The organism is Paraburkholderia sp. OAS925, assembly GCF_040543975.1.
In the GTDB taxonomy this organism is placed as follows: Bacteria; Pseudomonadota; Gammaproteobacteria; order Burkholderiales; family Burkholderiaceae; genus Paraburkholderia; species Paraburkholderia graminis.
Genome location: NZ_JBEUNO010000001.1, coordinates 2,074,099 through 2,096,224, shown reverse-complemented (window position 1 = coordinate 2,096,224; position 22,126 = coordinate 2,074,099). Strand labels below are relative to the sequence as shown.

Below are 22,126 nucleotides of genomic sequence, written 5' to 3'. Positions count from 1 at the left end.
GGGTCTACTCGCCTCCCGATGACGACCGGTCGACGTCGCTCTCGTCGCCCGGCACATCGCGAGCGGCGATCTTGAGTTGCCGGAGCTTGTGATACAGCGTCTTTTTCGGCATGCCGAGCTCGACGCTGGCTTCCGCGACGTTGCCGTTGTGACGCCGCAGCATGTCTTCAATCAGCATGCGCTCGAAGTACGCAAGCTGTTCGCCGAGCGTGCCGCCCTTGCTTGCGTTGCCGCCGGGCGTCAGCAGACTATCGCCGGTTAGTCCGAGCACGAAGCGGTCGGCGACGTTCTGCAACTCGCGCACGTTGCCGCGCCACGAATGCGTCATTAGCTCGGAAAGCTGCGACGCCGATACGATCGGCGCGGGCTGCCCGAAACGGCGCGCGGCCGCGAGCACGAAATGCTCGAACAGCAAGGGCACGTCCTCGCGCCGTTCGCGCAACGGCGGCAATTCGATCTGCGCGACGTTCAGGCGATACAGCAGGTCCGCGCGAAACTGGCCCTCGGTGGAAAGCTGCATGAGGTCGGCCTTGGACGCCGCAACGATCCGGCAATCCACCGATATAGGTTCGTTTGCGCCGAGACGCTCCACGGTGCGTTCCTGCAGCACGCGCAGCATCTTGATCTGCAAGGACACCGGCATGGTTTCGATTTCGTCGAGAAAAAGCGTGCCGCCATGCGCCCATTCGATTTTGCCGATGCGCTTTTTGATCGCACCGGTGAAGGCGCCCGCTTCATGCCCGAACAGCTCGCTTTCGAAAATCTGTTCCGGCAAGCCGCCGCAGTTCAGCGCGACGAAATGCTTGTCGCGTCGCGCGCCGAACTCGTGCAGGCTGCGTGCGATCAACTCCTTGCCCGTGCCGGTCTCGCCGGTGATGAGCACCGACACCGACGTATCCGCCAGACGCAGGATCTTCTTGCGCACCTCGGCGATGGCGGGCGACTTGCCGAGTACGAGCGCCTCGATGCCTTGCCAGTTATCGAGCGCGGCGCGCAAGCCCTGCACTTCGAGCGTGAGGCGGCGCTTTTCGACGGCGCGCGCCACGCGCCGCGCAATATGGTCCGACGAGAACGGCTTTTCGATGAAGTCGTACGCGCCCACCTGCATCGCGCCGACGGCGGTGGAAATATCCGCGTGTCCGCTGATCAGAACGACCGGGATTTGCGGGTCGATCGCCATGACCTTGTCGAGCAATTGCAAGCCGTCGATGCCCGGCATTCTCACGTCGGATACGATCACGAGCGGCGCGCCGGGCGCGACTTCGGCGAGCGCATCGGCCGCACCCGCGTAAGCGGACACGGGCAGGCCCGCGAGCTCGACGGCCTGCTGGACACCGAAGCGCACGTTCTCGTCGTCCTCTACCACGAGAACGCGAATTTCATCTCCCATCGACAACTCCCTTCGCTGACGCAAACTCGATATTGAAGCGCGCGCCGCCTTCATCGCGATTGACGGCGGAAATTTTCGCGCCGAATGCTTCGACGATACGCGACGTGATCGCGAGGCCAAGCCCGAGGCCGTGGCCTCGCGGCTTCGTCGTGACGAACGGCTCGAACAGATGCTCGAGCACTTCGGGCGCGATGCCGGTGCCGCTGTCGGCAATCGAGAACAGCACGCGGCCATTGTCGGCGGACTCGGTTGCTTCGAGCGTAATCACGCGCTGCTCCTGTTCGCGGACCGCGTCGAGCGCATTGCCGAGCAGATTGACGATCACCTGTTGCAACTGGCTCGCCTCCGCACATACCAGCGTGCCCGGCGCCATTCGCACGTCGACTTGCACGGCCTCGTCGCGGATTCGCGCGTCGTAAATGAGCCGCGCATGCGCCACCGCTTCGTTGAGCGACACGGCCACGCGCTCGACAACCGGCTTGCGCGCAAACGCTTTCAATTCGCCGGTGAGCGTGGCCATGTTGTCGACGAGACGCGACACGCGCTCAAGATTCGTGATCGCGTGCGCCGGCTGATCGCGTTCGAAAAACGTGCGCGCGTTATCGCACAGCGTGCGGATCGCGACGAGCGGCTGACTCAGCTCGTGCGTGAGACCCGCAGCCATCTGGCCGAGCACCGCGAGCTTGCCCGCATGCACGACTTCCTGCTGTGACTCGCGCAAGCGCTCTTCAGTCCGTTTGCGCTCGGCGATCTCCTGCTGCATCCGTTCGTTCGTTTGCGTGAGCGCCGCGGTACGTTGCGCGACGGTCGCCTCGAGTTCATCGTTGGCGCGGCGCAATGCGTCCTGCGCTTTCAGCTTCTCCGCAATCGTGCGACGGCGCTGCACCGCGTAAAGCGCATAGAGACCGGCGATCAGAAAGCCGCCCGTCACGAAACCGAGCGCAAGCTCCTGCTGACGCCGCGCGCCCGCGACGTCGAGCAGCACCATGATCGAGTCGCCCGCTTGTGGCGCGGGCCGCGACATCGCGAGATAACGCGTGGTGTGACCGGGGCGGCGCGGGTCAGGAAAGCGGCCGAGCCACGCGCTTGCGCCCCACTCGCCGATGCGCCGATATTGAAGCGGCTCCACGAGGCGGCCCGCGTATTGCCGCGACGCCTGAATCTCGCGCTGCTGTTCCGAAGTGATGGGCCGCAGCGCGGTGAATTTCCACGCCGCCACCGTCGAGATGACGATCACGCCGTTGTGGTCGATGACCATCGCCGCCTCATTCGGCCGGCGCCACGCCGACTCGAGTTCGTCGACGCTGATCTTCACCGCCGCCGCGCCGATCGCCTTGCCGCCGTCGCGCACCGCGCTCGCGAAGTAAAGCCCCGGAATGCCGGTATTGGTGCCGATGCCGAAGAAGCGCCCGCTGCCGCGCGCGAGTGCATCCTTGAAGTAAGGCCGGTACGACACGTTAGTCCCGACGAAGCTCAGCGGCTGGTTCCAGTTGCTCGCGGCGATCACCGAGCCTTGCAGATCGATCACGTCGACCGCGACGCTGCCCGCCTCCTGGTTCACCGCTTCGAGATACGTATTGACGCCCTGCACCAGCGCGGGCGACGCGTGCGGCCCGGCGTTGAGCAACGCACGCACGCTGTCCTGTCGCGCGACGATCGCGGGCATCATCTCGAAGCGCCCTAGTTCGCTTTTCAGGCTCGCGCCGTACAGGTCGAGCTGATGCGCGCCGGCCTCGGCGAGCGCGTCAATCGCGCGATTCCACGCGAGTTCGATTGCCGCCGCGGCCATGCCGGCATACAGCAGTGCCGCGATCGCCCACACCCACAGCGGTATCCCTCTTATTCTCACTTGATGTTCGACCTCGCGAATACCCGATGCCCGACGACGCCACGCGCGCGCCGCACCGGAACGCGACGCGTCAGACACCATGCGCGACCGCGATCAGCGTAACCGTGACGACGATCGCACCGCCGATGCGCGTGGCGATCTGCGCGAACGGCATGAGTTGCATGCGGTTGGCCGCGGTCAGGATCGCGACGTCGCCGGTGCCGCCCTGCCCGCTGTGACAGGCGTTCACGATCGCGGTGTCGATAGGGTACATCTTAAGCTTGCGGGCAACCAGAAAACCGGTGCCCATCAGCGTCGCCACCGTCGCGACGATCGTCACGATATTGGCGATGGTGAAGGCGGCCATCAGCTTGTCCCACGGCGTCATCGCGACGCCGATGGCGAACAGCAGCGGATACGTGACCGCGGTCGAGAAGAACTTGTAGACGACGAACGCGCCTTCCTGCAATTGCGGCGACACGGCGCGCGCGAGCTTGACCAACACGGCGAGAAACAGCATCGCGACCGGCGCGGGCAAGCCGAACAGATTGCGGCACATCAGGCCGAGCAGATACAGCGTGATCGCGGTGATGCCGGCCGCCGCGATATGCGTGACGTCGATATGGCCGCGAATTTCTTCTTCGGCGGGCGCCATTTCGTCGGTCTCGCCGACTTGCAGACGTCCGTCGCCGGTGAGATGCGGAAAGCGCTTGCCGAGCATGTCGAGCGCACCCGACAGAACGATCGCGGTGAGGCTGCCGAGCATGACGGGCGGCAGCACTTGCGCGAACAACTCGCCCTGCGGCAAGTGCATGATTTCCGAATAGCCGATCGACAGCGGAATAGCGCCTTCACCGACACCGCCGGCCATGATCGGCACGACGATATACAAAAGCGTATGGCGCGCGCCGAGCCCGAATGCCGCGCCGACGGCAATGCCGACAATGGCCGCGGCCAGCGAGCCCAGCGCAAGCGGCACGAAGATCTTCACGAAGCCGCGGATCAGCACGCGCCGGTCCATGCTCAGAATGCTGCCGACGATAATCGACGCGATGAAGAGATACAGGAAGTTCGTCGACTTCGTGAACTCGGTCGTGAGATGAAGAATTGGCTTGGGCAGCACGTGGTAGTACGTGAGCGCCGACGGCACGAACGTCGCGCAGATTGCGGCCGCGCCGATGTTGCGCAGAAGAGGCAGACGCTTGCCCAGTTCGGCGCACGTGAAGCCGAAGAATGCGAGCACGGCGATTGCCATCGAAATTTCGCCCGGCATTTTGCCCGTCACCGCAAAGCCGACGATCAGCGCGAGGAGAATGAAATAGACCGGCAGCGGGATGATGCCGATGCGGTATTCCATCAGCTTCCACCAGCCTTCTGGCCAGAAGCGGGTCTTTTCGTTGGACAACGGCGCGGCGTCGAGCGCGGGCGTGGAACGCGAAGCGTCCTGGGTATGGGCGGGTGTGGACAAAACATGTCTCCTTGCTTTGGCGCGCCGCGGTGGCATGGCGGCGTCGCGTTTCGATGCGGATGTCGGCGCATCCGGCTGCGGCTCTTCGAGCCAGGTGCTGGATAAGCTCGGGGAAAACCCGGGCGATCCGTGGAAAATATTGTGGGAAGTGGGAAGCGATGCGCGCGGGTTAGCGCCGCGCGGGTCGATGAGAGTTGGGCTGGGTCATGAGTGTCTCCGTGAGGATCTCGAGTCTTGTGGATTGCGCTCTGGGCGCTCTTGTAGGGGTATAAGGCAAGGCCTATGCCAATGGCGGCCTGATTGCGGATATGTTTTAAGCCATTGATCTAGCGGGCTTTTTTGTGACGTGAGCGGACACCGCAAGCCCCGTGTTCCGAGACTTCAGAATTCGCCGCGGTGGGCAGGCTGAGAGTTCAGCCGTGAGCGTGTGGATGAGCGCGATCCTCTGACGAAAGGAGCGAGCGGCGCGAAGGCCATCTTCGATTGCGTGCTTTCGATATGCGCAAACATTGGTTGGATTTGCGCGGGCGTCGATTTAACGTCGCGAGTTCAACGCGCACCGTGCGCCGCATCTTTCACGCAGAGAGCAAAGACCGATGACCACACGCAAAGATTCGATCGATACACGCAGGCGCCGCCTTCTGCACGGCGCCGCAGCCGGTTTGACGGGCGCCGCGCTCGGCGGCGTACTCTCGCCTATCGCGCCGTTCACGGGCGGCTCCGCTCACGCGCAAGGCGACAGCAAGCGCATCCGCATCGGCTATCAGAAGTACGGCAACTTCGTCGTGCTGAAGGCGCGCGGCACGCTGGAAAAGCGGCTGGCAAGCGAAGGCGTCGCGGTGCAGTGGCTCGAATTTCCGGCCGGCCCGCAGTTGCTCGAAGGATTGAATGCCGGTGCCGTCGATGTCGGCACGGTCGGCGAAACGCCACCCATTTTTGCGCAGGCTGGCCGCGTGGACTTCGTTTATATCGGCAACGAGCCGCCCGCGCCGCGTGGCGAAGCGATCGTCGTCCCGCAGGATTCGCCGATTCGCACGGTGGCGCAATTGCGCGGCAAGAAGGTCGCCTTCAACAAAGGCTCGAATGTGCACTTCCTGCTCGTGAAGGCGCTGCAGCAGGCGGGACTGACGTACGCGGACATCGAGCCGGTCTACCTGACGCCCGCCGACGCGCGCGCCGCGTTCGTGCAAGGCAGCGTGCACGCGTGGGTGATCTGGGACCCGTACCTGGCCGCTATCGAACGGCAGGCGAATGCGCGCACCATCGCGAACGGCGACGGGCTCGTGCGCAATACGCAGTACTACGTCTCGGCGCGCAAGTTCGCGACGGCGCAACCGCGCCTGCTGAATGCGCTGCTCGAGGAAGTGAACGCCGTCGACAGTTGGGGACGCGACAACGTGGCCGAAGTGGCGAGCCTGCTGTCGCCGCTCGTGGGCCTCGACGCGGCCACGCTCGAAGTCGCGCTCAAGCGCACCGGCTACGGCGTACAGCCGATCACCGATGCAACCCTCGCCTATCAGCAGCAGATCGCCGACACGTTCAGCGCGCTGAAGCTGATTCCCGGCAAGCTGAGCGTGGTGGACGCGCGCTGGAAAACAAGCTGATTTGAGGATGTGCGTCCGCGCGCGCCGCATCGTGTGGCGCGCGACGCGCTGCACGTGTGAGACTACCCCGCCGTCCCGTTGTACGCTGCCCGCAGCGCCGCGACGTCGAACTTCACCATTTTCATCATCGCCTCGGCGGCGCGCCGGGCCTTCTCCGCGTCGGGGTCGCCCATCATGCCGATCACATCGTTCGGCGCGATCTGCCATGAGACGCCGAAGCGGTCTTTGAGCCAGCCGCATGCCTCGGGCACGCCGCCGCCTTCCAGAAACGCGTCCCAGTAACGGTCGATTTCCGCCTGATCGGCGCAATTGACCAGAAACGATACCGAGTGATTGAACGGGTCTTTGCCGCTCGAACTCATTGCGAGAAACGGCTGTCCGAACAGCACGAAGTCGACGACTTTCGTCGAGCCGGCGCTCGGCACCTCCGTGACGCGAACCACGCGCGAGTCCGGAAAGACGCTCGTGTAGAAAGCCGCGGCCTCTTCGGCCTCGTTCAAATACCAGAGAAACGGGGTGATCTTCTGAATCGTCATGGCGAGTCTCCTGTCAGGATCGGTCAACTGGCGGCCGAGCCGCATGCCGCTATTAGAACGACGAAGGAGGATCATCCGAATCGACACGACGGCAATAAAAAATTTTCGCCTGCCGTGCTTTCGATTTGACGTGCCAGCTTCGTCGTTGCATCCGGCCGATTATAGACAGCGGAGCACTGCGCGATGTTGATAGCGAGCCGGCATGATCGCCATGCACCAACCTTCATGCGGCGGCAAGGGGTTCGCCCTGGCCGCCGCTTGCGATCATGCCGTGAAGCGACGCATCAAACGATGGTCAGCGTCACGTCGATATTGCCGCGCGTTGCGTTCGAATACGGGCAAACGATATGCGCCTTGTCGACGAGCGCCTGAGCGGCGTCGCGCGGCATGCCCGGCAATGCGATCTTCAGTTCGACTTCGATGCCGAAACCGTTCGGAATTGCGCCGATACCCACGCTGCCGTCGATCGAAACATCCGCGGGAATCGCAATCTTGTCGCGCGCCGCGACGAATTTCATTGCGCCGAGGAAGCACGCGCTGTAGCCGGCCGCGAACAGTTGCTCGGGATTCGCGCCGTCGCCGCCTGCGCCGCCGAGTTCGCGCGGCGTGGTCAGCTTGAAGTCGAGCTTGCCTTCGGGGACGATGGCGCGGCCATCGCGGCCTCCGGTAGCGTGAGCATGAGCGCGATACAGAACTTTTTCGACCGACATGGTGAAGCTCCTTAGTGAACAGGTTTAAAGTCGCCTATCTATGTACAGATAGATGCGATTGCACAGTCAAACGGGTTTTATAAAACTACCACTTACATCATTCAAAGTCTATCTATCACAAGATAGACAACACACCGCAAAAAAAGACAGACGTGCTGCTTTCGGATATGCCCGCTTGACGTCTTACCGAGCTATCCTTACCGACGCCTCGACATCATCCAGCCGGGCCTTGGTATTGAATAACCGGCTCGCCAACACGCTACCTTGAAACGCCGCGAAGAGCGCGCGCGCCGCGTTCTCAGGCTTGCCATTTACCGCCAGCGTACCCGCTTTCGAGCCTTCCGCGAGCACCTTCGCGAGCCACTTCTCGTTCGCCTTGAAGAATGCCTGCACCGCTTGCCGAATATTGTCCGGCAATGTTTCGATGTCCGACGCCAGCATGCCGCACAGGCAGATCTGGTGCCCGTCGCCCAGCGTGCGGCCGAACAGCTTGGTGTACTTGCCGAGCCTGGCCTCAGCGGGCAACGATTCGTCAATCCCTTTCAACGTGTTGAACACTTCGTTGCTATAGGCGTTCACCGCTTCGAGAACGAGGTCGTCTTTCGACGGGAAATAGTAATGAATGCTCGACGTCTTGACGCCGACCAGGCTCGACAGGTCCCGATAGCTAAAGCCGTTATAGCCGCGCATCATGATAAGCGTGATGGCGTGCTCGAGAATCTGTTCGCGCACTGAAGTCGTCGTGTCCATGAACCGAACTCTATCTACCTGCAGATAGATTGTCAAGCACGATTGAATCGGCGGACAGCGTTGCCCGATTGGCATCGGCGAATGGTGTCGCGCGCGGCGACGTGACCGCCGCCGCGCTCTACCCTGCGCTACTGCTTGACCTCGCCAGTCCGCGGCGGCGCCGACGCGCCTTCCGGCGACATGGCATTCGCCCGCTTGTCCATCAGCGTGCCCGGCTTGTTGCCTGGCGCGCCGACGTCCGCCGGCTTATCCACGGCCTGCCCTGCCTGTCCTGGCTGAATCTGTTTTCCGCTTTGCGTACCGCTGTTCGCCGGCGCGTTACCGCTTTGTTGCGAGTAAGCCACGCTGCTCATGCAGACGATCAACGCGATGCCGGCAACCTTGAAGGTTCTCATGTCTGTCTCCCAGTTTCACGGCGCTTGCCGCTTTTTAGAAGCACAGCATGGAGCGTGCCGCGTGCGGAAGCAGGCGCGGTTATTCGATCCGCCGACGTGTGGAAATAGCCGAAGCGGTCGAAATCACGAGATCGGCGAAGCGTTTTTCGTCGCGATCGGCCTGCCAGCGCGAGCGCGCCACGGCGATATTCACCGCGCCGATGCCGCGTCCGTGCGCGTTCGTAATAGCCGCCGCCGTCGAAATATCGCTGACGAAGTACTCGTCTTCCGTATGCGCGTAGCCCTGCTTGCGGATCTGCACGATCCGCTCCTTGATCTTGCGCGGCTGACAAACCGTGGAAGCCGTATAAGCGACGAGATTCGTGCGCGACAGAATGTCGTCGATTTCGCCGTCGGGCAGCGTCGCAAGAATAGCGAGACCCGGCGCCGTGCAATACGCGGGCAGCCGCGAGCCGGTAATGACGTGCGCGTTGAATACATTGCGGCTGACGATGCGCAGCACGAACACAATGTCCGTATCGTCCAGCACCGTGAGGTTGGTCGCCTCTTCCGTCTCCGAGCCGAGTTGCTGCAGATAAGGCGTTGCGCGGCTCACCAGATCGTTCGACGTCAGATAGTGATAGGTGAAGTCGAGAAGCCGCGGCGAGAGTTCGTACTTGCGGCTGTCCGCGTCCTTGAAGAGATAGCCGAGCGCAGCGAGCGTGTAAGTAAAGCGCTGTGTCGCGCTCATGTCGAAGCCCGTGGACGCCGAGATCTCGGAGAGCGACAACTGACGCTTGCTGCCGTCGAACGCGGTGAGCACCTTCATCGCCTTCTCGACCGACTGCACGTAAAGCGGCGACGCGCTCGGGTCGGCTGCCTCCGCGGGCAGCTTTGCCTGCGAAGTGTTGCGCTTGCGTGCGGCTTTGGGCTCGTCGCTCATCACGTCAGTGTCTGTCTGGTTCGAACGGGAAATTATCGCATAGCCCTAACAATCCACCTCTATACGATAACTATTGCGTGACCGTCGCGAGACGGTCCCACGCGTCTTCGGTGTTGCGCGACAGCAGATGCTTCTTCACGCGCTCGCTCGCGGTCAACTCGAACGCGGAGACCGCGCGGTAATAGCGCGGCAACTGGAAGCTCGCAAGGCGCTCTTGCGCCCACGCGTGCAGCGCCGGCCACGCGACCGGCTCGTCCTTGAACTGGACGTTGAGCAGGATATCCTGCTCGCCGATTGCCGACGCGACGCCAATTGCCGCGCTGGCGCGAATCGCCGGATGCGCCGCAAAAATACGCTCGATTTCCCATGCGGACACGTTCTCGCCGCGCACGCGCATGCTGTCCGTCTGCCGGCCGATGAAGAACAGATCGCCGTCCGCATCGCGCCGCGCACGATCGCCGGTGTGAAGCCGCCCGTCGCGCAGCGCGGCTTTCGTCGCATCGGGATTGTTCAGATACGTCGGCAAAAACGTGCCCTCCACTTTGCTCGACAGCACGATCTCGCCGGCTTCGCCGTCTTGCACGCGCTGCCCGTTTTCGTCGAGTAACTCGATGTCGATCCACGGCAACGCGCGGCCGATCGAGCCCGGCTTTCCCGTGAGATTTGCGGTTGCGAAGCTCGAGCATTCGGTCATGCCGTAGCACTCGCGCAGCGAGACCTTGAGCCGCGCCTGAATCGCTTCCCACGACGCCGCGCTCACACCCGCGCCCCACGCGACGCGCAGCGTGTGCGCCGCCGGCTGCTCGCTCTCGGGCAACTGCATCAGAATGTCGAGCACGCCGCCGAGATAATGCAACTGAGTCGCGCCCGCGCGCTCGATCTGCGGCCAGAACTGCGATGCCGAAAAACGCGGCACCGCATGCAACGTCACGTTCTCGAGGAACGGCAGCAGCAGCATTTGCGCGCCGCCGATGTGACACAGGGGCTCCCACAGAAACAGCCGGTCGCCGTCGCGCACATCGGCGACACGCAGCGCCGCCTCGCTCGCGATGCGCATCATCCGGTGCGTGAAGACGACGCCCTTCGGCGCGCCCGTCGTGCCCGACGTGTAGATGATGCACAGCGGATCGTGCACGCCGATCGCGGGCGTCGCGAACGCCGCATGGGTGTCGCTTGCGTCGAACGCAGGCAGACGCGTGCGTTGCGCCGCGCCGCAATCGAGTTGCGCGGTCACCGCGTCGAATTCATCGTCGATCACGAAGAGCTTGGGCTGTGCATGTTGCAGCAGATATTCGAGGCCCGCTGCACGCAGCTTCGTGTTGACGGGCACCCACACAAGCCCGCTGACATGCAGCGCGTAAATCAGGTGAATGTGTTCGGGACTATTGCCGAGCATCGCGGCGACGCGATCGCCCTGTACGAGACCGCGTTCGCCGAACCAGCGCTGCAACTGCGCGACGTGCCGTGAAGCGTCTTCGCAGGTGATCGCGTGATCCTCGAAATGCACGACGGTGCGCGTGGGATCGCGGCGCAATCCTGCCGCGAGCAGCGGCACACAGTCGAGCTCGTCGTTGGCGTGCCGGTGAGCAAAATATTCTGGATAACGATGCATGTGTGAACCGGTTGAATGACCGAAAATTAGCGCGCCTTGCGCTTGAGCCAGGAAGAAACCGCGACGACCAGCGCGATCAGTATCACGAGCGTGGTCGACACGGCCGCGAGCGTCGGCGTGATGGCGAGCTGGATGTCGTCCCACATCTGCTTGGGCAACGTCGAGTTGATGCCGCCGGAGACGAAGATCGCGATAGTCAGGTCATCGAACGAAACGAGGAATGCGAACAGGAACGCGGCGGTCACGCTTGCCATGAGGAGCGGCAACACGATCGACGTGATGCGCCGCAACGGCGACGCGCCCATCACGCGCGCGGCGTCGTCGAGGCGCCAGTCGAAGCGCTGGAAGCCTGCGGCCAGCGTCACGACGACATAGGGAATAGCGAGCACGGTATGGCCGATCACGAGGCCGAGGTTCGTACCCGTCAGCCCAAAGCGCGCGAACAGATACAGCAAACCGACGGCCACCACGATACGCGGCACGATCAGCGGCGCGACCAGCAACGCGAATACGGGCTTGCTCACGCGGCGCGGCATGCGCGTCATCGCGAGCGTCGCGCCGAAGCCGAGCAGCAGCGACAGCAGCGCGGTGCCGAGACCCACTTCGAACGAACGGATCACTGCGCTTTGCCACACCGGCGAATCCATGAACGTGCCGAACCAGCGGATGCTGAAGAGCTTCGGCGGAAACGCGATGTAGTCGCTCTTCGTGAACGCATACGGGATCACGGACAGCACCGGCACCACCAGCACGAGCATCACGACACAGGTGTAAAAACCCAGCGGGCCGAGCGCGCGCGATGCTTCGCCGGCGTGCACCTTGCGGCGCATCGTCAGCGGTGCGAAGACGCGTCCCGCGGTCATCAGCAGCGCGAGCTTGAGCCCTTGCGCACGCGAGCCGCGTTGACGCTCGGCGACTTCGCCGGTCAGCGACGTGAGGCCCACCATCCGGTCGTAGATGAAGAAGATCACGATCGAGCAGACCAGCAGCACGGTCGAGAGCGCGCCGGCAAAGCGCATGTCGAAGAGTTCGAGCACCGACGAGATCACGAGTTGTGCGATCATCGTTTCCTTCGGCGAACCGAGAAGCGCGGGCACGATAAAGAAGCCGAGGCTCGAGATGAAGACGAGCAGACCCGCTGCCGCCACACCGGGCGACGACAGCGGCAGATAGACGGTAAAGAAACTCGTGCTGCGCTCCGCGCCGAGCGTTTCGGCGGCTTGCGTCAAACGGTCGTCGATGCCGCGCATGACGGGCAGCATCGTCATCACGGCGAGCGGCAGCATGGAATGCACCATGCCGATCAGCACGCCGGTCAGCGACGGAATCGTGCCGCTCGTCTCGCTCACGAGACCGAGCGATAGCGCGATGGTCGACAGTACGCCGGTCTTCGACAGCAGCAGCATCCACGCATACGTCTTCACGAGATAGCTGGTCCAGAACGGCAGCATCACCCACAGCAGCCAGCGTTCGCGGGCGCGCTCCGACAGACGGCTCAACAGATACGCGACCGGATAGCCGAGCACGATGGAAAGCGCCGCTGTCATGAACGAAATGGCGAAGGTGATCCATAAAACCTTCGCGTAAACCGGCGTGCGCGCGATGCGCTCGAACTGCGTGAGCCCGATCTGCCCGTCCGCGCCGACGAGCCCGCCTTGCAGAATCTCGCCAACCGGTACGATAAAGAACACGAGCAGAAACAGCAGCGTCGGCACGATAGGCAGAAAGCGCAGGCAGCGCGCGAGCCACATCGAACGGCCGCGCCGCGAGGCTTCGCTTTCGCGATGCGCGTAAAGAGCGATGGTCATTCCGATCCCTTTCAGCTATGCAGAAGCGTCGTGCGATACGGGTCCCACACGAGGCCCACCTTGTCGCCGATACGCGGGGACAGACTGCGTTCGCAACGCACGGTGAGCTCGCTGCCGTCGTTCATCGCGAGCTGCACGCGCGTATCGCTGCCGAAGAACACGACGTCCGCAATCGTGCCGTCGACAAAACCGCTGCGCGGCTCGACGAGACGCGGCGCTTCGGGCCGCACGAGCAGCGTGTGGCGCGCAGCGGAAGCCGCGCCCTTCCCGTTCGTCGCCTTCATCGTATTCATTGCGTTCATTGCGTTCATCGGCAATGGAATGCGGCCGCCGGCTGCGAGCAGGATCGGTTCGCCGCTCGCGCCGCGCGTGTCGTCGAGCGCGCCTTCGAGCAGATTCGAATGACCGATGAAGCCGGCCGCGAAACGCGTCGCGGGGCGGTCGTACAGATCGGCAGGCGTGCCCACCTGCTCGATGCGCGCCTGATTCATCAGGCAGATGCGGTCGGATAGCGTGAGCGCCTCGTCCTGATCGTGCGTGACGTACACGAACGTTGCGCCGAGCTCCTTATGCAAGCGACGAATTTCGCCCTGCATGTGCTCGCGCAATTTTTTGTCGAGTGCGCCGAGCGGCTCGTCGAGCAGAATCACCGACGGCCGGTAGGCGAAGCAACGCGCCAGCGCGATGCGCTGCTGCTGCCCGCCCGACAGTTCCTTCGGAAAGCGCTTCGCGTAGTCGGTCATGCGCACCATCGCGAGCGCGCTGTCCACAGCCGCGCGTACTTCGTCGCGCGACTTGCGGCGCATGCGCAAACCGTACGCGACGTTGTCCCACACGCTCATGTGCGGAAACAGCGCATAGCTCTGGAACACCATGCCGATGCCGCGCTTGCCCGGCTCGACGTGCGTGACGTCGCGCCCGTCGATTTCGATGCGGCCCGCGCTCGGCGCGACGAGCCCCGAGATCATCTGCAGCAGCGTCGTCTTGCCCGAACCCGAGGGACCGAGCAGCGTCAGGAATTCGCCTGCCTGCACGGCGAGATCCGTCGGTTCCAGCGCGAGAGCCTCGCCGTAGCGCTTCGCAATGCCTATCGCCTCGAGTTTGGAGCTCATCGTGCGTCCTTACGAAATGATCCACGAATTGAACCGTTCGGTGACTTTCTGGCGGTTCGCTTCCCACCATTGCGGACTCGGCAGCCGCATGTCGCGAAGATTGTCGGGCGCCGTGGGCAGCAACGTCGCACGCTCTTTCGAAATCGTCTCGAACGCTTTTTTGTTGGTCGGCCCGTAGGCGAGCGTGCGCGTGAGCAGCGCCTGGCGCTTCGCGTCGGCGCAAAAACGCACGAACTGCTTCGCCGCATCGGCACGCGGCGTGCCCTTCGGAATGCCCCAGCCTTCGATCGAATACAGCCCCTGATTCCACACGATCGTGACCGGCGCGCCCGCGTCTTTCGCGGCTTGCGCGCGGCCGTTCCATGTCGAGATCATGTCGACGTCGCCGCTCTGGATCGCCTGCATGGCCTGCGCGCCCGAGGTCCACCAGATGTTGACGTGCGGCTTGATCCTGTCGAGGCTCTTGAACGCGCGGTCGACGTCGAGCGGATAGAGCTTGTCGAGCGGCACGCCGTCGGCGAGCAGCGCCTGTTCGAGCGTGTCGAGCGGACTGCGACGCAGGCAGCGGCGGCCGGGGAATTTCTTCACGTCCCAGAAGTCGGCCCACGATTTCGGGCCGCCGTCCTTGAACTTGTCGGCGCGATACGCAAGCACCGTCGAATACACGTCGACGCCGAGCCAGTTCGGCGTGATCGCTTCGGGCATGAGCTCCGGATAATCGCTCGCTTTCAGGCCGATCGGTTCGAGCAGACCTTTTGCTTCGAGGTACGGAATATCGGCGGAGAGCGTCAGCGTGGTGACGTCCCACACGTAGTTCTTCGTCTGCACCATCGCCGCGAACTGGGCAACGGGCTGCGATTCGCGCGCGACGCTCACGACCTTGATGCCCGTCGCTTTCTCGAACGGATCGTAGAACGCTTCGCGATAGGCGGTCGTGTAGGGACCGCCCGGGTCCGACACCACGATCTGCTTGGCCTGCGCACGCGCGGCGAGCGGCAATGCGCTCGCCACGGCAAGCGCGCCCGCGCCGTGAAGGATGCGGCGGCGCGCCGCGTTGAAGTCTTGCGTCATTGTTCAGGTCTCCGCACTACGGTTGAGATTGGAACGGCTGACTTGCGGTTGCTGTGGGACGGGCCTGACTCGCAGGCCTGATTCGCGAGCCTCGCTCGCGGCGGCTACTTCGCGCGCTTGCTGAAGAACTCTTCCATCATGCGTGCAGGCTCGCCGGAGTCGTACGCTTCGCGCTGAATCCGCTCGCCCGCTTCGATGCAGTCGATGAACCCCGGCTCCGTCATTTCGCGAAAACGCTGCTTGTCGAGGCGCATCGCGACGGGCGGCTTCGCGGCGAGTTCGGTGGCGATTTCGAGTGCCTTGTCGAACACCTTGTCTTCGTCGACGAGGTGATGAATGAGGCCGATGCGATGGCACTCTTCCGCCTCCATCAAACGGCCGGTCAACGTGAGCTCGATAGTGCGCGACATGCCGAGCATCGCGTTCATGATCCACGGGCCCGTGGTGCTCGCGATGCCCGCGTTGATCTCCGGCTGCCCCATGCGCACGCCGGGATGCCCGACGCGAATGTCGCCGAGCAGCGCCACCTGAAATGCGGAGCCCGCAGCCGTGCCGTTCAGCGCCATGACGAGCGGCTTCGACAGGCTGCGCAGCGCCGTGTAGTAACGCTGCCATTCCTTGACCCACGCGACCGCGCGTTCGCCGTCGAAATCATGCGCTTCCGACAGGTCCTGGCCCGCCGAGAACGCGCGATTGCCCGCGCCCGTCATGATGATCGCCGCGACCTCCGGGTCACGGTTAAAGCGCTCGAGCGCGTCGATGATCGTCTCGCGCATCGGCGTCGTCCACGCGTTCAGGCGCTCGGGACGGTTCAGGGTGATGACCGCGACGCGGCCGTGATTCGAGAACAGCACGTCATTGCTCATGATTTATCGCATCGCAATAGTTGATGGTGTATAGCAATATAGGCGCGTCAAAATCATGATGCAACCGGGTTTACCAGAGAGATGGAGAGGTCGACGAAAACCGGGCGGGTGCGCGTGAAGCGCGGGCGCCGGGAGAGACTTAGTCGTGTTGCGAGGGGGAAGGCGCGCCGCCTGTCGTCAGGTCAAAGGCGTCTGACGAACGCAGAGACTTGCGACTGCGAGGCGCAAAGAAAAAAGCCGCAGACAAAGCTGCGGCCAAAAAACAAACACACACGCCGAACGTTTGGGAACGCTGACGCCTTACAAATCGTAGCCATGTTTACCCGCGCTGGAAATCGGGTATTTCGTATGAATGGTTAGCGTTGTGCCGTCAAATGCTTCCGGCGCGTGCTGTTCCCGCATGCGGCGTTTTGTGCAGGTCGCGAAAAAACAACGATCCACTCCGACGTCGGGCGCGGCGCGTCGAGCGGTCAGGCCGGAAGCTTGCTTTTGAACCTGCATTCATGACCGGGACGGCAAAACGCGAACCGGTCTTATCGATCACTGCAGGCCGACGAAATAGCAAGCGACGCGACGCTTTGCATTTCAGCGGCCACAGCGTGCACGAAACGCTGATGGGTCATACAAGCAGCGGACGGATCGAAGCGCCGCTCGTTCATCATACGTTGGAGACCACAGCGGAGATGATGCAAAAGCTCGATCTTTATACCGATCTCGCTTCGATCGATCTGCTCGACAGCAACGACCCGGCTGCGATGCTGTGGCTCAAGAGTTGCATCAGCCCGCTCGGCGCGTTCGTGAAGTGGTAGGTTCGCAAGGGGAAGATCCGCGACGGTCGCGTCGGTCTGATATTGGCGCTTTACGCTTGCGCTTATACGCGGCGCAAGTACCACAAAGCGCTGGCGCTGGCGCGGCGGCGTCGCGAGCGATGACGCACTTACTGGCAACGCTCGCAAGCGAAATGAAAAGTGCCCCGCCGATACTGGACCATGCCGCGCGATCCGTATCGCAGTGAGTGAAGACGACCGGGAGTGAGCCATGACGGTATCGATGAATGCGTGTTTCGAGGGTCCGGGCAGTTTGCGCGCGGGCACGATCGGGCTGACGCTGGCGCTCTTCGTGTCCAGCGCCGACGCCACGTCGAGTTGTCCGACGGTGATCACGACGCCCGCCGGCAGCGCGTTCGACGTCGCTTCGCTCATTTCGGACAACGGCTCGCCGCAAGCGGCGCTCGCGAAGCTGCGCACGATGTTGTCGAAGCTCGGCGGCGGCGCTCGCTGCAAGCTGCTGAGGGACGTGGTCGCGTGTAACGAAACCGTTGAGCTTGCAAAACGCGCGGCGGTCGCGCTCGAGGCATGCGCGGGGTCCGCGCCGCCAGGACCGAGCGTCGACCGGCGAGATCAGAAGCGTCCCGATCGACGCGAGTCCGCGGAATTGAGCCGATGAAGCGGTGAGGCAGCGCGGGGCTCGATCGACGGCGCAAGGATGTCGCCTGGTTGTCGATCGTGATACGACTCGCTCGTCGTATGGATGGGCCGATCCGGTCCGTCAACCTGGAGAACCCCATGCGCAAGCTCACTGTTTCGGCATTCATCAGTCTGGACGGCGTCATTCAGGCGCCCGGCGGTCCGCGCGAAGATCTCAGCGGCGACTTCCGCCTCGGCGGCTGGATCGTGCCGTATGGCGATGAAGCTATCGGCGGATATGTGCAGGAACTGCTCTCAGAGCCCTTCGAATTGCTGCTCGGACGTTGCACCTACGACATTTTCGCGGCGCATTGGCCGCAAGTGCCGGCTGGTTCGCCGAGTCGCGGCATCGCCGATCTGTTCAACAGCGTGCGCAAGCATGTGGCCACGCATCGGCCCAAGACGCTCGAGTGGCAAAACAGTCATGCGCTTGAGGGCGGTTTGGCCGATGCGCTGCGCGTGCTTAAACATGATGACGGTGCGGATCTCTTGACGTTTGGTAGTGCGAATATGGTTAGGCAATTGCTCGCTGCCGGTTTGGTGGATGAGCTGAGGTTGCTTGTGTATCCGGTGATACTTGGGCGGGGGAAGCGGCTTTTTGGTGATGACGCTGCGGCGTGCGCGTTCAGGCTGGTGCAGTCGGTGGGGACGTCGCGTGGGGTGATTATCACGCGGTATTTGCGCGACGGTGAGGTGCGGACTGGGGCGTTTGGGAAGGAAGGTTAGGTTGCTGGGCGGTTCTTGGGTACTTTGCGAAAGCTCATCTTTTATCGGAATGGCCGTCGTCGCCACCTGATCGCAACCAATCGACGAAATCCCTCATATGCACAGGCTTGTCGGCATCCAGCGGTACCAATGCAAAGTAAGTCGCTCCCTTCGAAGTCAGATCGGGAAACGGTTTTTGTAGACGCCCTGCAGTGCAATCGGCATCGAGCGTTGGGAACGGTCCGATACCAAAACCCAGGCCATCGACCACGGCCTGCAACGTCACAAAAAAGTGATCGAATCTCAAGGTACGACTGGCCCGGAGCGTGGGTTGACCGACGGCCTGGGTCCATCTCTCCCAATCGCTCGGACGCGATTCCGTGGTGAGCCATGTTTCGGCGGCAAGTTGTTCGACCGACGAGATTGTGGTTTGCGCGATCAGCGCCGGACTCGCGATCACCGTGTTGCGCTCCTCAAATAATGGCCACGCCTGATATTGCCCGGCTGCGGGTACTTCGCGACGAATCGCCAGATCGAAACTGCCACGCAGTGCGGAATCGGTCGTCAGCGTCGTGGAGACGCGCACATCCACATCCGGGCAGATCGCCGTGAACAACGGCAGGCGAGGAATCAGCCAGCGCATTGCGACCGTCGCCGCCGCGCTGACCCGGATCACTTTACGGTGCTGGCTCTTGCCATAGCGTTCCGCCGCGTCCGCAATGTGGTCGAAAGCCGCGCTGATTTCTCGGGCCAACGCTCGTGCATGCCCGGACGCGACCATGCTTTGCCCATCGCGCACGAACAGTGGCTGGCCGAGCCAGTCTTCAAGGATGGTGATATGACGGCTCACGGCGCCGTGCGTCAGGTTGAGCTCACGCGCGGCTGCGGAGTAGCTGCCCGCGCGCGCGGCGACTTCGAACACGCGCAGGGCGTTGAGTGGGGGAAGCTTCGATCGCATGTGTGAGTTTATTTAACGCAATCCGGACAATTTTGTCGGTTGTGTGAGTAGATTGATCATCATACGCTGCCGTCATTCCACTCAGAAAGGTGTCCCCATGACCCAGCAGATCACCGTCAACTCCCGAACTTATCAATTGCCCTCCGCGCCGACGATTGTGGTGTGCGTCGACGGTTGCGAGCAGGAATACATTAATCAGGCGATCCTGGCCGGCAAAGCGCCGTTTCTGGCCAGCCTGCGTTCGTTCGGCACAGTGCTGACCGGGGACTGCGTCGTGCCGTCGTTCACCAACCCGAACAATCTGTCGATCGTCACAGGCGCGCCGCCGTCGGTACATGGCATTTGCGGCAATTTCTTTTTCGACGAGGAGACGCAGACGGAAGTCCTGATGAACGACGCCAAATACCTGCGCGCGCCCACCATTCTTGCGGAGATGGCTCGCGCGGGTCAGCGCGTCGCTGTCGTTACCGCGAAGGACAAGCTGCGCAGTCTGCTCGGACACCGGCTGGAAGGGATCTGTTTTTCGGCTGAGAAAGCTGACGAAGTGACGCGGCAGGAGCACGGCATCGACAACATCCTGGCAAGAGTCGGCATGCCTGTGCCGTCCGTGTACAGCGCAGAGCTTTCGGAGTTCGTGTTTGCCGCCGGGCTTTCCCTGTTGCGCGAAGAGCGCCCTGATCTCATGTACCTCTCTACAACAGATTACGTCCAGCATAAACACGCGCCGGGCACGTCAGACGCAAACGCCTTCTACGCGATGATGGACGACTACCTGCTGCGTCTGCACGCCGAAGGCGCCGTGTTGGCGCTCACCGCCGATCACGGCATGAATGCGAAAACCGATGCGATCGGCCGGCCCAACATCGTGTTTCTGCAAGATAGGCTCGATGCGCAATACGGCGCGCGCACGACGCGTGTTCTCCTGCCAATCACTGATCCGTATGTCGTGCATCACGGCGCGCTCGGCTCCTACGCTACGGTGTACCTGCGCGATCACGACGAACAAAAGCAGCGCGACGTGGCAGCGTTCCTCGCGGCTATCAACGGCGTCGAGGCGGTATTGACCCGTGCACAGGCTAGCGAGCGATTCGAGTTGCCGTCAGACAGGATCGGTGAACTCGTGGTGCTCGGCGAAAGGCTCACGGTGCTCGGCAGCGCAGCCGACAAACATGACCTGTCCGGGCTCACCGTGCCGCTGCGCTCCCACGGCGGTATGTCCGAACAGAAAGTGCCGCTCATTTTCAATCGCAAGCTCAGTGGCAACGACGGCACGCGACGCTTGCGCAATTTCGATGTCATCGATCTCGCGCTCAATCACCTCGTCTGATAACGAAAAACGGCCAGCGCGGCAAAGACCGCGCTCCGCATGGAGACAGCAATGCCCACAGATACGCCTGACGCGTTGCAATACGCGTCGATCAAAGGGAGCACGACGTTCGCGCAATATAAGTGGCGTGCGTTGATCGGCGTGACGTTCTGTTACCTGTTCTACTACACCGGCCGGCAGACGCTGGGTTTTGCCGTTGCCGGTATTCAGCACGACTACGGTCTATCGAAGTACGAGATTGGCTGGATCAGCGCGACCATGCTGTGGTGCTATGCCGGCGGCCAGTTCATCAACGGCAATCTGGGTGACAAGCTGGGTGGCAAGACGATGATGATCGCCGGGGCCGTCCTGTCACTGGCGGCGAACTGGCTATTTAGTTTCGGTCACACGTTCGTGTTCTTTCTGCTGGCGTGGGGGCTCAACGGTTATTTCCAGTCGATGGGTTTCGCGCCTGGCAGCCGCCTGCTATCCAACTGGTGGGGTCACAAACATCGCGGCTTTGTCTATGGCGTTTATGTGGGCTTCTCCGGATTCTCTTCGGTGCTCGCCTACGTTTTTCCGGTCATCATTCTGGGCACGATGCAGCTCGGCTGGGTCTGGATCTTCCGTCTTGCGCCGCTGTCCATGCTGCTGGGCGCACTGGTGTTGTTGCTATTCGTTTCCGAACGACCGGAGGCTCAGCATCTGCCCGCTGCGGAAAAACCGGAAGACGCGGCCTCTCCAGCGGAGTCGGAGGATGAGCTGACGAGCGCGCAGCGATACGCGCTCGTGATGAAGAACTGGAGGCTCTACATCACGGGTCTCGCAATCGGTTTCCAGAACGCGGCACGGTACGCATTGGTGGTCTGGGTGCCGGTCCATTTTCTCGGCATGGACTGGAAGACTTCATCGGCGCTGATCGACCCCAAGTGGATCACGGTCGCGTTACCGGTAGGCATGGCGCTCGGCTCGCTGTCGAATAGCTGGATATCCGACGTATTGTTTCAAGGGCGCCGTTATATGGCGATCGTCTGGTACATGGTGCTGGCCTGCGCGACGGCGATCGTCATGATGTTCGTGCCGCACGGTAGTATGTTTGCGATCGTGCTTCTGTTTTTGTGCGGCTTTTTTGTCTTCGGGCCGGCGTCCTCTTTCTGGGCCTTGTGTCCTGATATTTTCGGGCGCCGCGCTGCGGGGACAGCAACAGGTGTGCTCAACACCATGTCGTACATGTTCGCTGGCATCGGCGAACCGGTTATCGGCCGCATTATCGATGCCACCGGCCATACGTCGATCATCTTTCCGATTGTCGCGGGGCTTTGCGCAGCAAGCGCAGTGCTTTCGATGCTGATCAAGCGCTGATGAATCGCGCCGCGCGAACCGGGATGGACTTATGACGCTTCACTGGAGAGGCGCTGCCGCGGTCTTTATGCGGTCAACCAGTGCGTCTTGCGACCCACGTCCGCTTTGATCTCAGATGTCGAAGAGGGAGACGGCTTGCGCGACGCCGGCCGCTTTCAGACGGATTTCTTCGGATATCGAAGCAACGGGGTCCACCAGTGGCGCAATGAATGGGCTTCTCGACGAAATTATCGAGGCGCATGCCCGCGAGCATGTTG

The 22,126-nt window shown here is 62.5% G+C and carries 20 protein-coding genes; 6 read left to right on the top strand and 14 right to left on the bottom strand.

The window, feature by feature from the left end; translation table 11 throughout:
* Positions 1 to 4: 4 nt before the first annotated feature.
* From ABIE53_RS09085 to ABIE53_RS09075, 3 genes are read right to left on the bottom strand one after another with little or no spacing between them, the layout of a single operon-like run.
* Positions 5 to 1,390: a sigma-54-dependent transcriptional regulator gene (locus tag ABIE53_RS09085; protein ID WP_029969263.1), complete on the bottom strand. Its 1,386-nt coding sequence runs from the start codon at positions 1,388 to 1,390 to the stop codon at positions 5 to 7.
* On the bottom strand, positions 1,380 to 3,320 hold the full coding sequence (locus tag ABIE53_RS09080; protein ID WP_244230981.1) for a sensor histidine kinase: 1,941 nt from the start codon (positions 3,318 to 3,320) through the stop codon (positions 1,380 to 1,382). Before ABIE53_RS09080 ends, ABIE53_RS09085 begins: the two co-directional genes overlap by 11 nt.
* Positions 3,310 to 4,686, bottom strand: a complete 1,377-nt coding sequence (locus ABIE53_RS09075) for a 2-hydroxycarboxylate transporter family protein (protein WP_107708350.1) — start codon at positions 4,684 to 4,686, stop codon at positions 3,310 to 3,312. Before ABIE53_RS09075 ends, ABIE53_RS09080 begins: the two co-directional genes overlap by 11 nt.
* A 596-nt stretch (positions 4,687 to 5,282) precedes the next feature.
* Here ABIE53_RS09075 and ABIE53_RS09070 point away from each other — a divergent pair.
* Entirely contained in the window at positions 5,283 to 6,290 is a 1,008-nt protein-coding gene (locus tag ABIE53_RS09070; RefSeq protein ID WP_006051076.1) for a sulfonate ABC transporter substrate-binding protein, read from the top strand.
* 62 nt (positions 6,291 to 6,352) lie between these two features.
* Here ABIE53_RS09070 and ABIE53_RS09065 read toward each other — a convergent pair whose 3' ends face one another.
* From ABIE53_RS09065 to ABIE53_RS09020, 10 genes are all read right to left on the bottom strand, one after another.
* Positions 6,353 to 6,826, bottom strand: coding sequence for a VOC family protein (locus ABIE53_RS09065; RefSeq protein ID WP_107708352.1), 474 nt, complete (start codon positions 6,824 to 6,826; stop codon positions 6,353 to 6,355).
* A gap of 284 nt (positions 6,827 to 7,110) precedes the next feature.
* The gene (locus tag ABIE53_RS09060) at positions 7,111 to 7,536 is read right to left on the bottom strand and encodes an organic hydroperoxide resistance protein (RefSeq protein WP_006051078.1); all 426 of its coding nucleotides are present in this window, start codon (positions 7,534 to 7,536) and stop codon (positions 7,111 to 7,113) included.
* Between the two features lie 183 nt (positions 7,537 to 7,719).
* Positions 7,720 to 8,286 (bottom strand): TetR/AcrR family transcriptional regulator, encoded by a 567-nt coding sequence (locus tag ABIE53_RS09055; protein ID WP_107708354.1) that lies wholly within the window; start codon positions 8,284 to 8,286, stop codon positions 7,720 to 7,722.
* 128 nt (positions 8,287 to 8,414) lie between these two features.
* Positions 8,415 to 8,681, bottom strand: coding sequence for a hypothetical protein (locus tag ABIE53_RS09050; RefSeq protein ID WP_029969256.1), 267 nt, complete (start codon positions 8,679 to 8,681; stop codon positions 8,415 to 8,417).
* Positions 8,682 to 8,760: 79 nt separating this feature from the next.
* Positions 8,761 to 9,603 carry an IclR family transcriptional regulator gene (locus tag ABIE53_RS09045; RefSeq protein ID WP_107708356.1) on the bottom strand — a complete coding sequence of 281 codons (843 nt, stop codon included), beginning with the start codon at positions 9,601 to 9,603 and terminating at the stop codon, positions 8,761 to 8,763.
* 70 nt (positions 9,604 to 9,673) lie between these two features.
* On the bottom strand, positions 9,674 to 11,215 hold the full coding sequence (locus ABIE53_RS09040; protein ID WP_107708357.1) for an AMP-binding protein: 1,542 nt from the start codon (positions 11,213 to 11,215) through the stop codon (positions 9,674 to 9,676).
* A 26-nt stretch (positions 11,216 to 11,241) separates the two neighbouring features.
* The gene (locus ABIE53_RS09035; protein ID WP_192698893.1) at positions 11,242 to 13,023 is read right to left on the bottom strand and encodes an ABC transporter permease subunit; all 1,782 of its coding nucleotides are present in this window, start codon (positions 13,021 to 13,023) and stop codon (positions 11,242 to 11,244) included.
* Positions 13,024 to 13,034: 11 nt separating this feature from the next.
* The gene (locus ABIE53_RS09030; RefSeq protein ID WP_107708361.1) at positions 13,035 to 14,135 is read right to left on the bottom strand and encodes an ABC transporter ATP-binding protein; all 1,101 of its coding nucleotides are present in this window, start codon (positions 14,133 to 14,135) and stop codon (positions 13,035 to 13,037) included.
* A gap of 9 nt (positions 14,136 to 14,144) precedes the next feature.
* On the bottom strand, positions 14,145 to 15,206 hold the full coding sequence (locus ABIE53_RS09025; RefSeq protein WP_006053144.1) for an ABC transporter substrate-binding protein: 1,062 nt from the start codon (positions 15,204 to 15,206) through the stop codon (positions 14,145 to 14,147).
* Between the two features lie 104 nt (positions 15,207 to 15,310).
* Positions 15,311 to 16,072, bottom strand: coding sequence for an enoyl-CoA hydratase/isomerase family protein (locus tag ABIE53_RS09020; protein ID WP_006053145.1), 762 nt, complete (start codon positions 16,070 to 16,072; stop codon positions 15,311 to 15,313).
* 614 nt (positions 16,073 to 16,686) lie between these two features.
* Here ABIE53_RS09020 and ABIE53_RS09015 point away from each other — a divergent pair.
* From ABIE53_RS09015 to ABIE53_RS09005, 3 genes are all read left to right on the top strand, one after another.
* Entirely contained in the window at positions 16,687 to 16,881 is a 195-nt protein-coding gene (locus tag ABIE53_RS09015) for a hypothetical protein (protein WP_310073563.1), read from the top strand.
* A 229-nt stretch (positions 16,882 to 17,110) separates the two neighbouring features.
* A complete protein-coding gene (locus ABIE53_RS09010) occupies positions 17,111 to 17,518 on the top strand; it encodes a hypothetical protein (RefSeq protein ID WP_029969247.1) in 408 nt (135 codons plus the stop codon).
* 119 nt (positions 17,519 to 17,637) lie between these two features.
* On the top strand, positions 17,638 to 18,264 hold the full coding sequence (locus ABIE53_RS09005; protein ID WP_107708366.1) for a dihydrofolate reductase family protein: 627 nt from the start codon (positions 17,638 to 17,640) through the stop codon (positions 18,262 to 18,264).
* A gap of 34 nt (positions 18,265 to 18,298) precedes the next feature.
* Here ABIE53_RS09005 and ABIE53_RS09000 read toward each other — a convergent pair whose 3' ends face one another.
* Entirely contained in the window at positions 18,299 to 19,201 is a 903-nt protein-coding gene (locus ABIE53_RS09000) for a LysR substrate-binding domain-containing protein (protein ID WP_029969244.1), read from the bottom strand.
* A gap of 97 nt (positions 19,202 to 19,298) precedes the next feature.
* Between ABIE53_RS09000 and phnA the strand changes: the two genes are divergently transcribed.
* Together phnA and ABIE53_RS08990 are read left to right on the top strand one after the other, a co-directional pair.
* On the top strand, positions 19,299 to 20,528 hold the full coding sequence (gene phnA, locus ABIE53_RS08995; protein ID WP_107708368.1) for a phosphonoacetate hydrolase: 1,230 nt from the start codon (positions 19,299 to 19,301) through the stop codon (positions 20,526 to 20,528).
* A 51-nt stretch (positions 20,529 to 20,579) separates the two neighbouring features.
* Positions 20,580 to 21,869, top strand: a complete 1,290-nt coding sequence (locus tag ABIE53_RS08990) for an MFS transporter (RefSeq protein ID WP_107708370.1) — start codon at positions 20,580 to 20,582, stop codon at positions 21,867 to 21,869.
* The last annotated feature ends 257 nt before the right edge of the window (positions 21,870 to 22,126 follow it).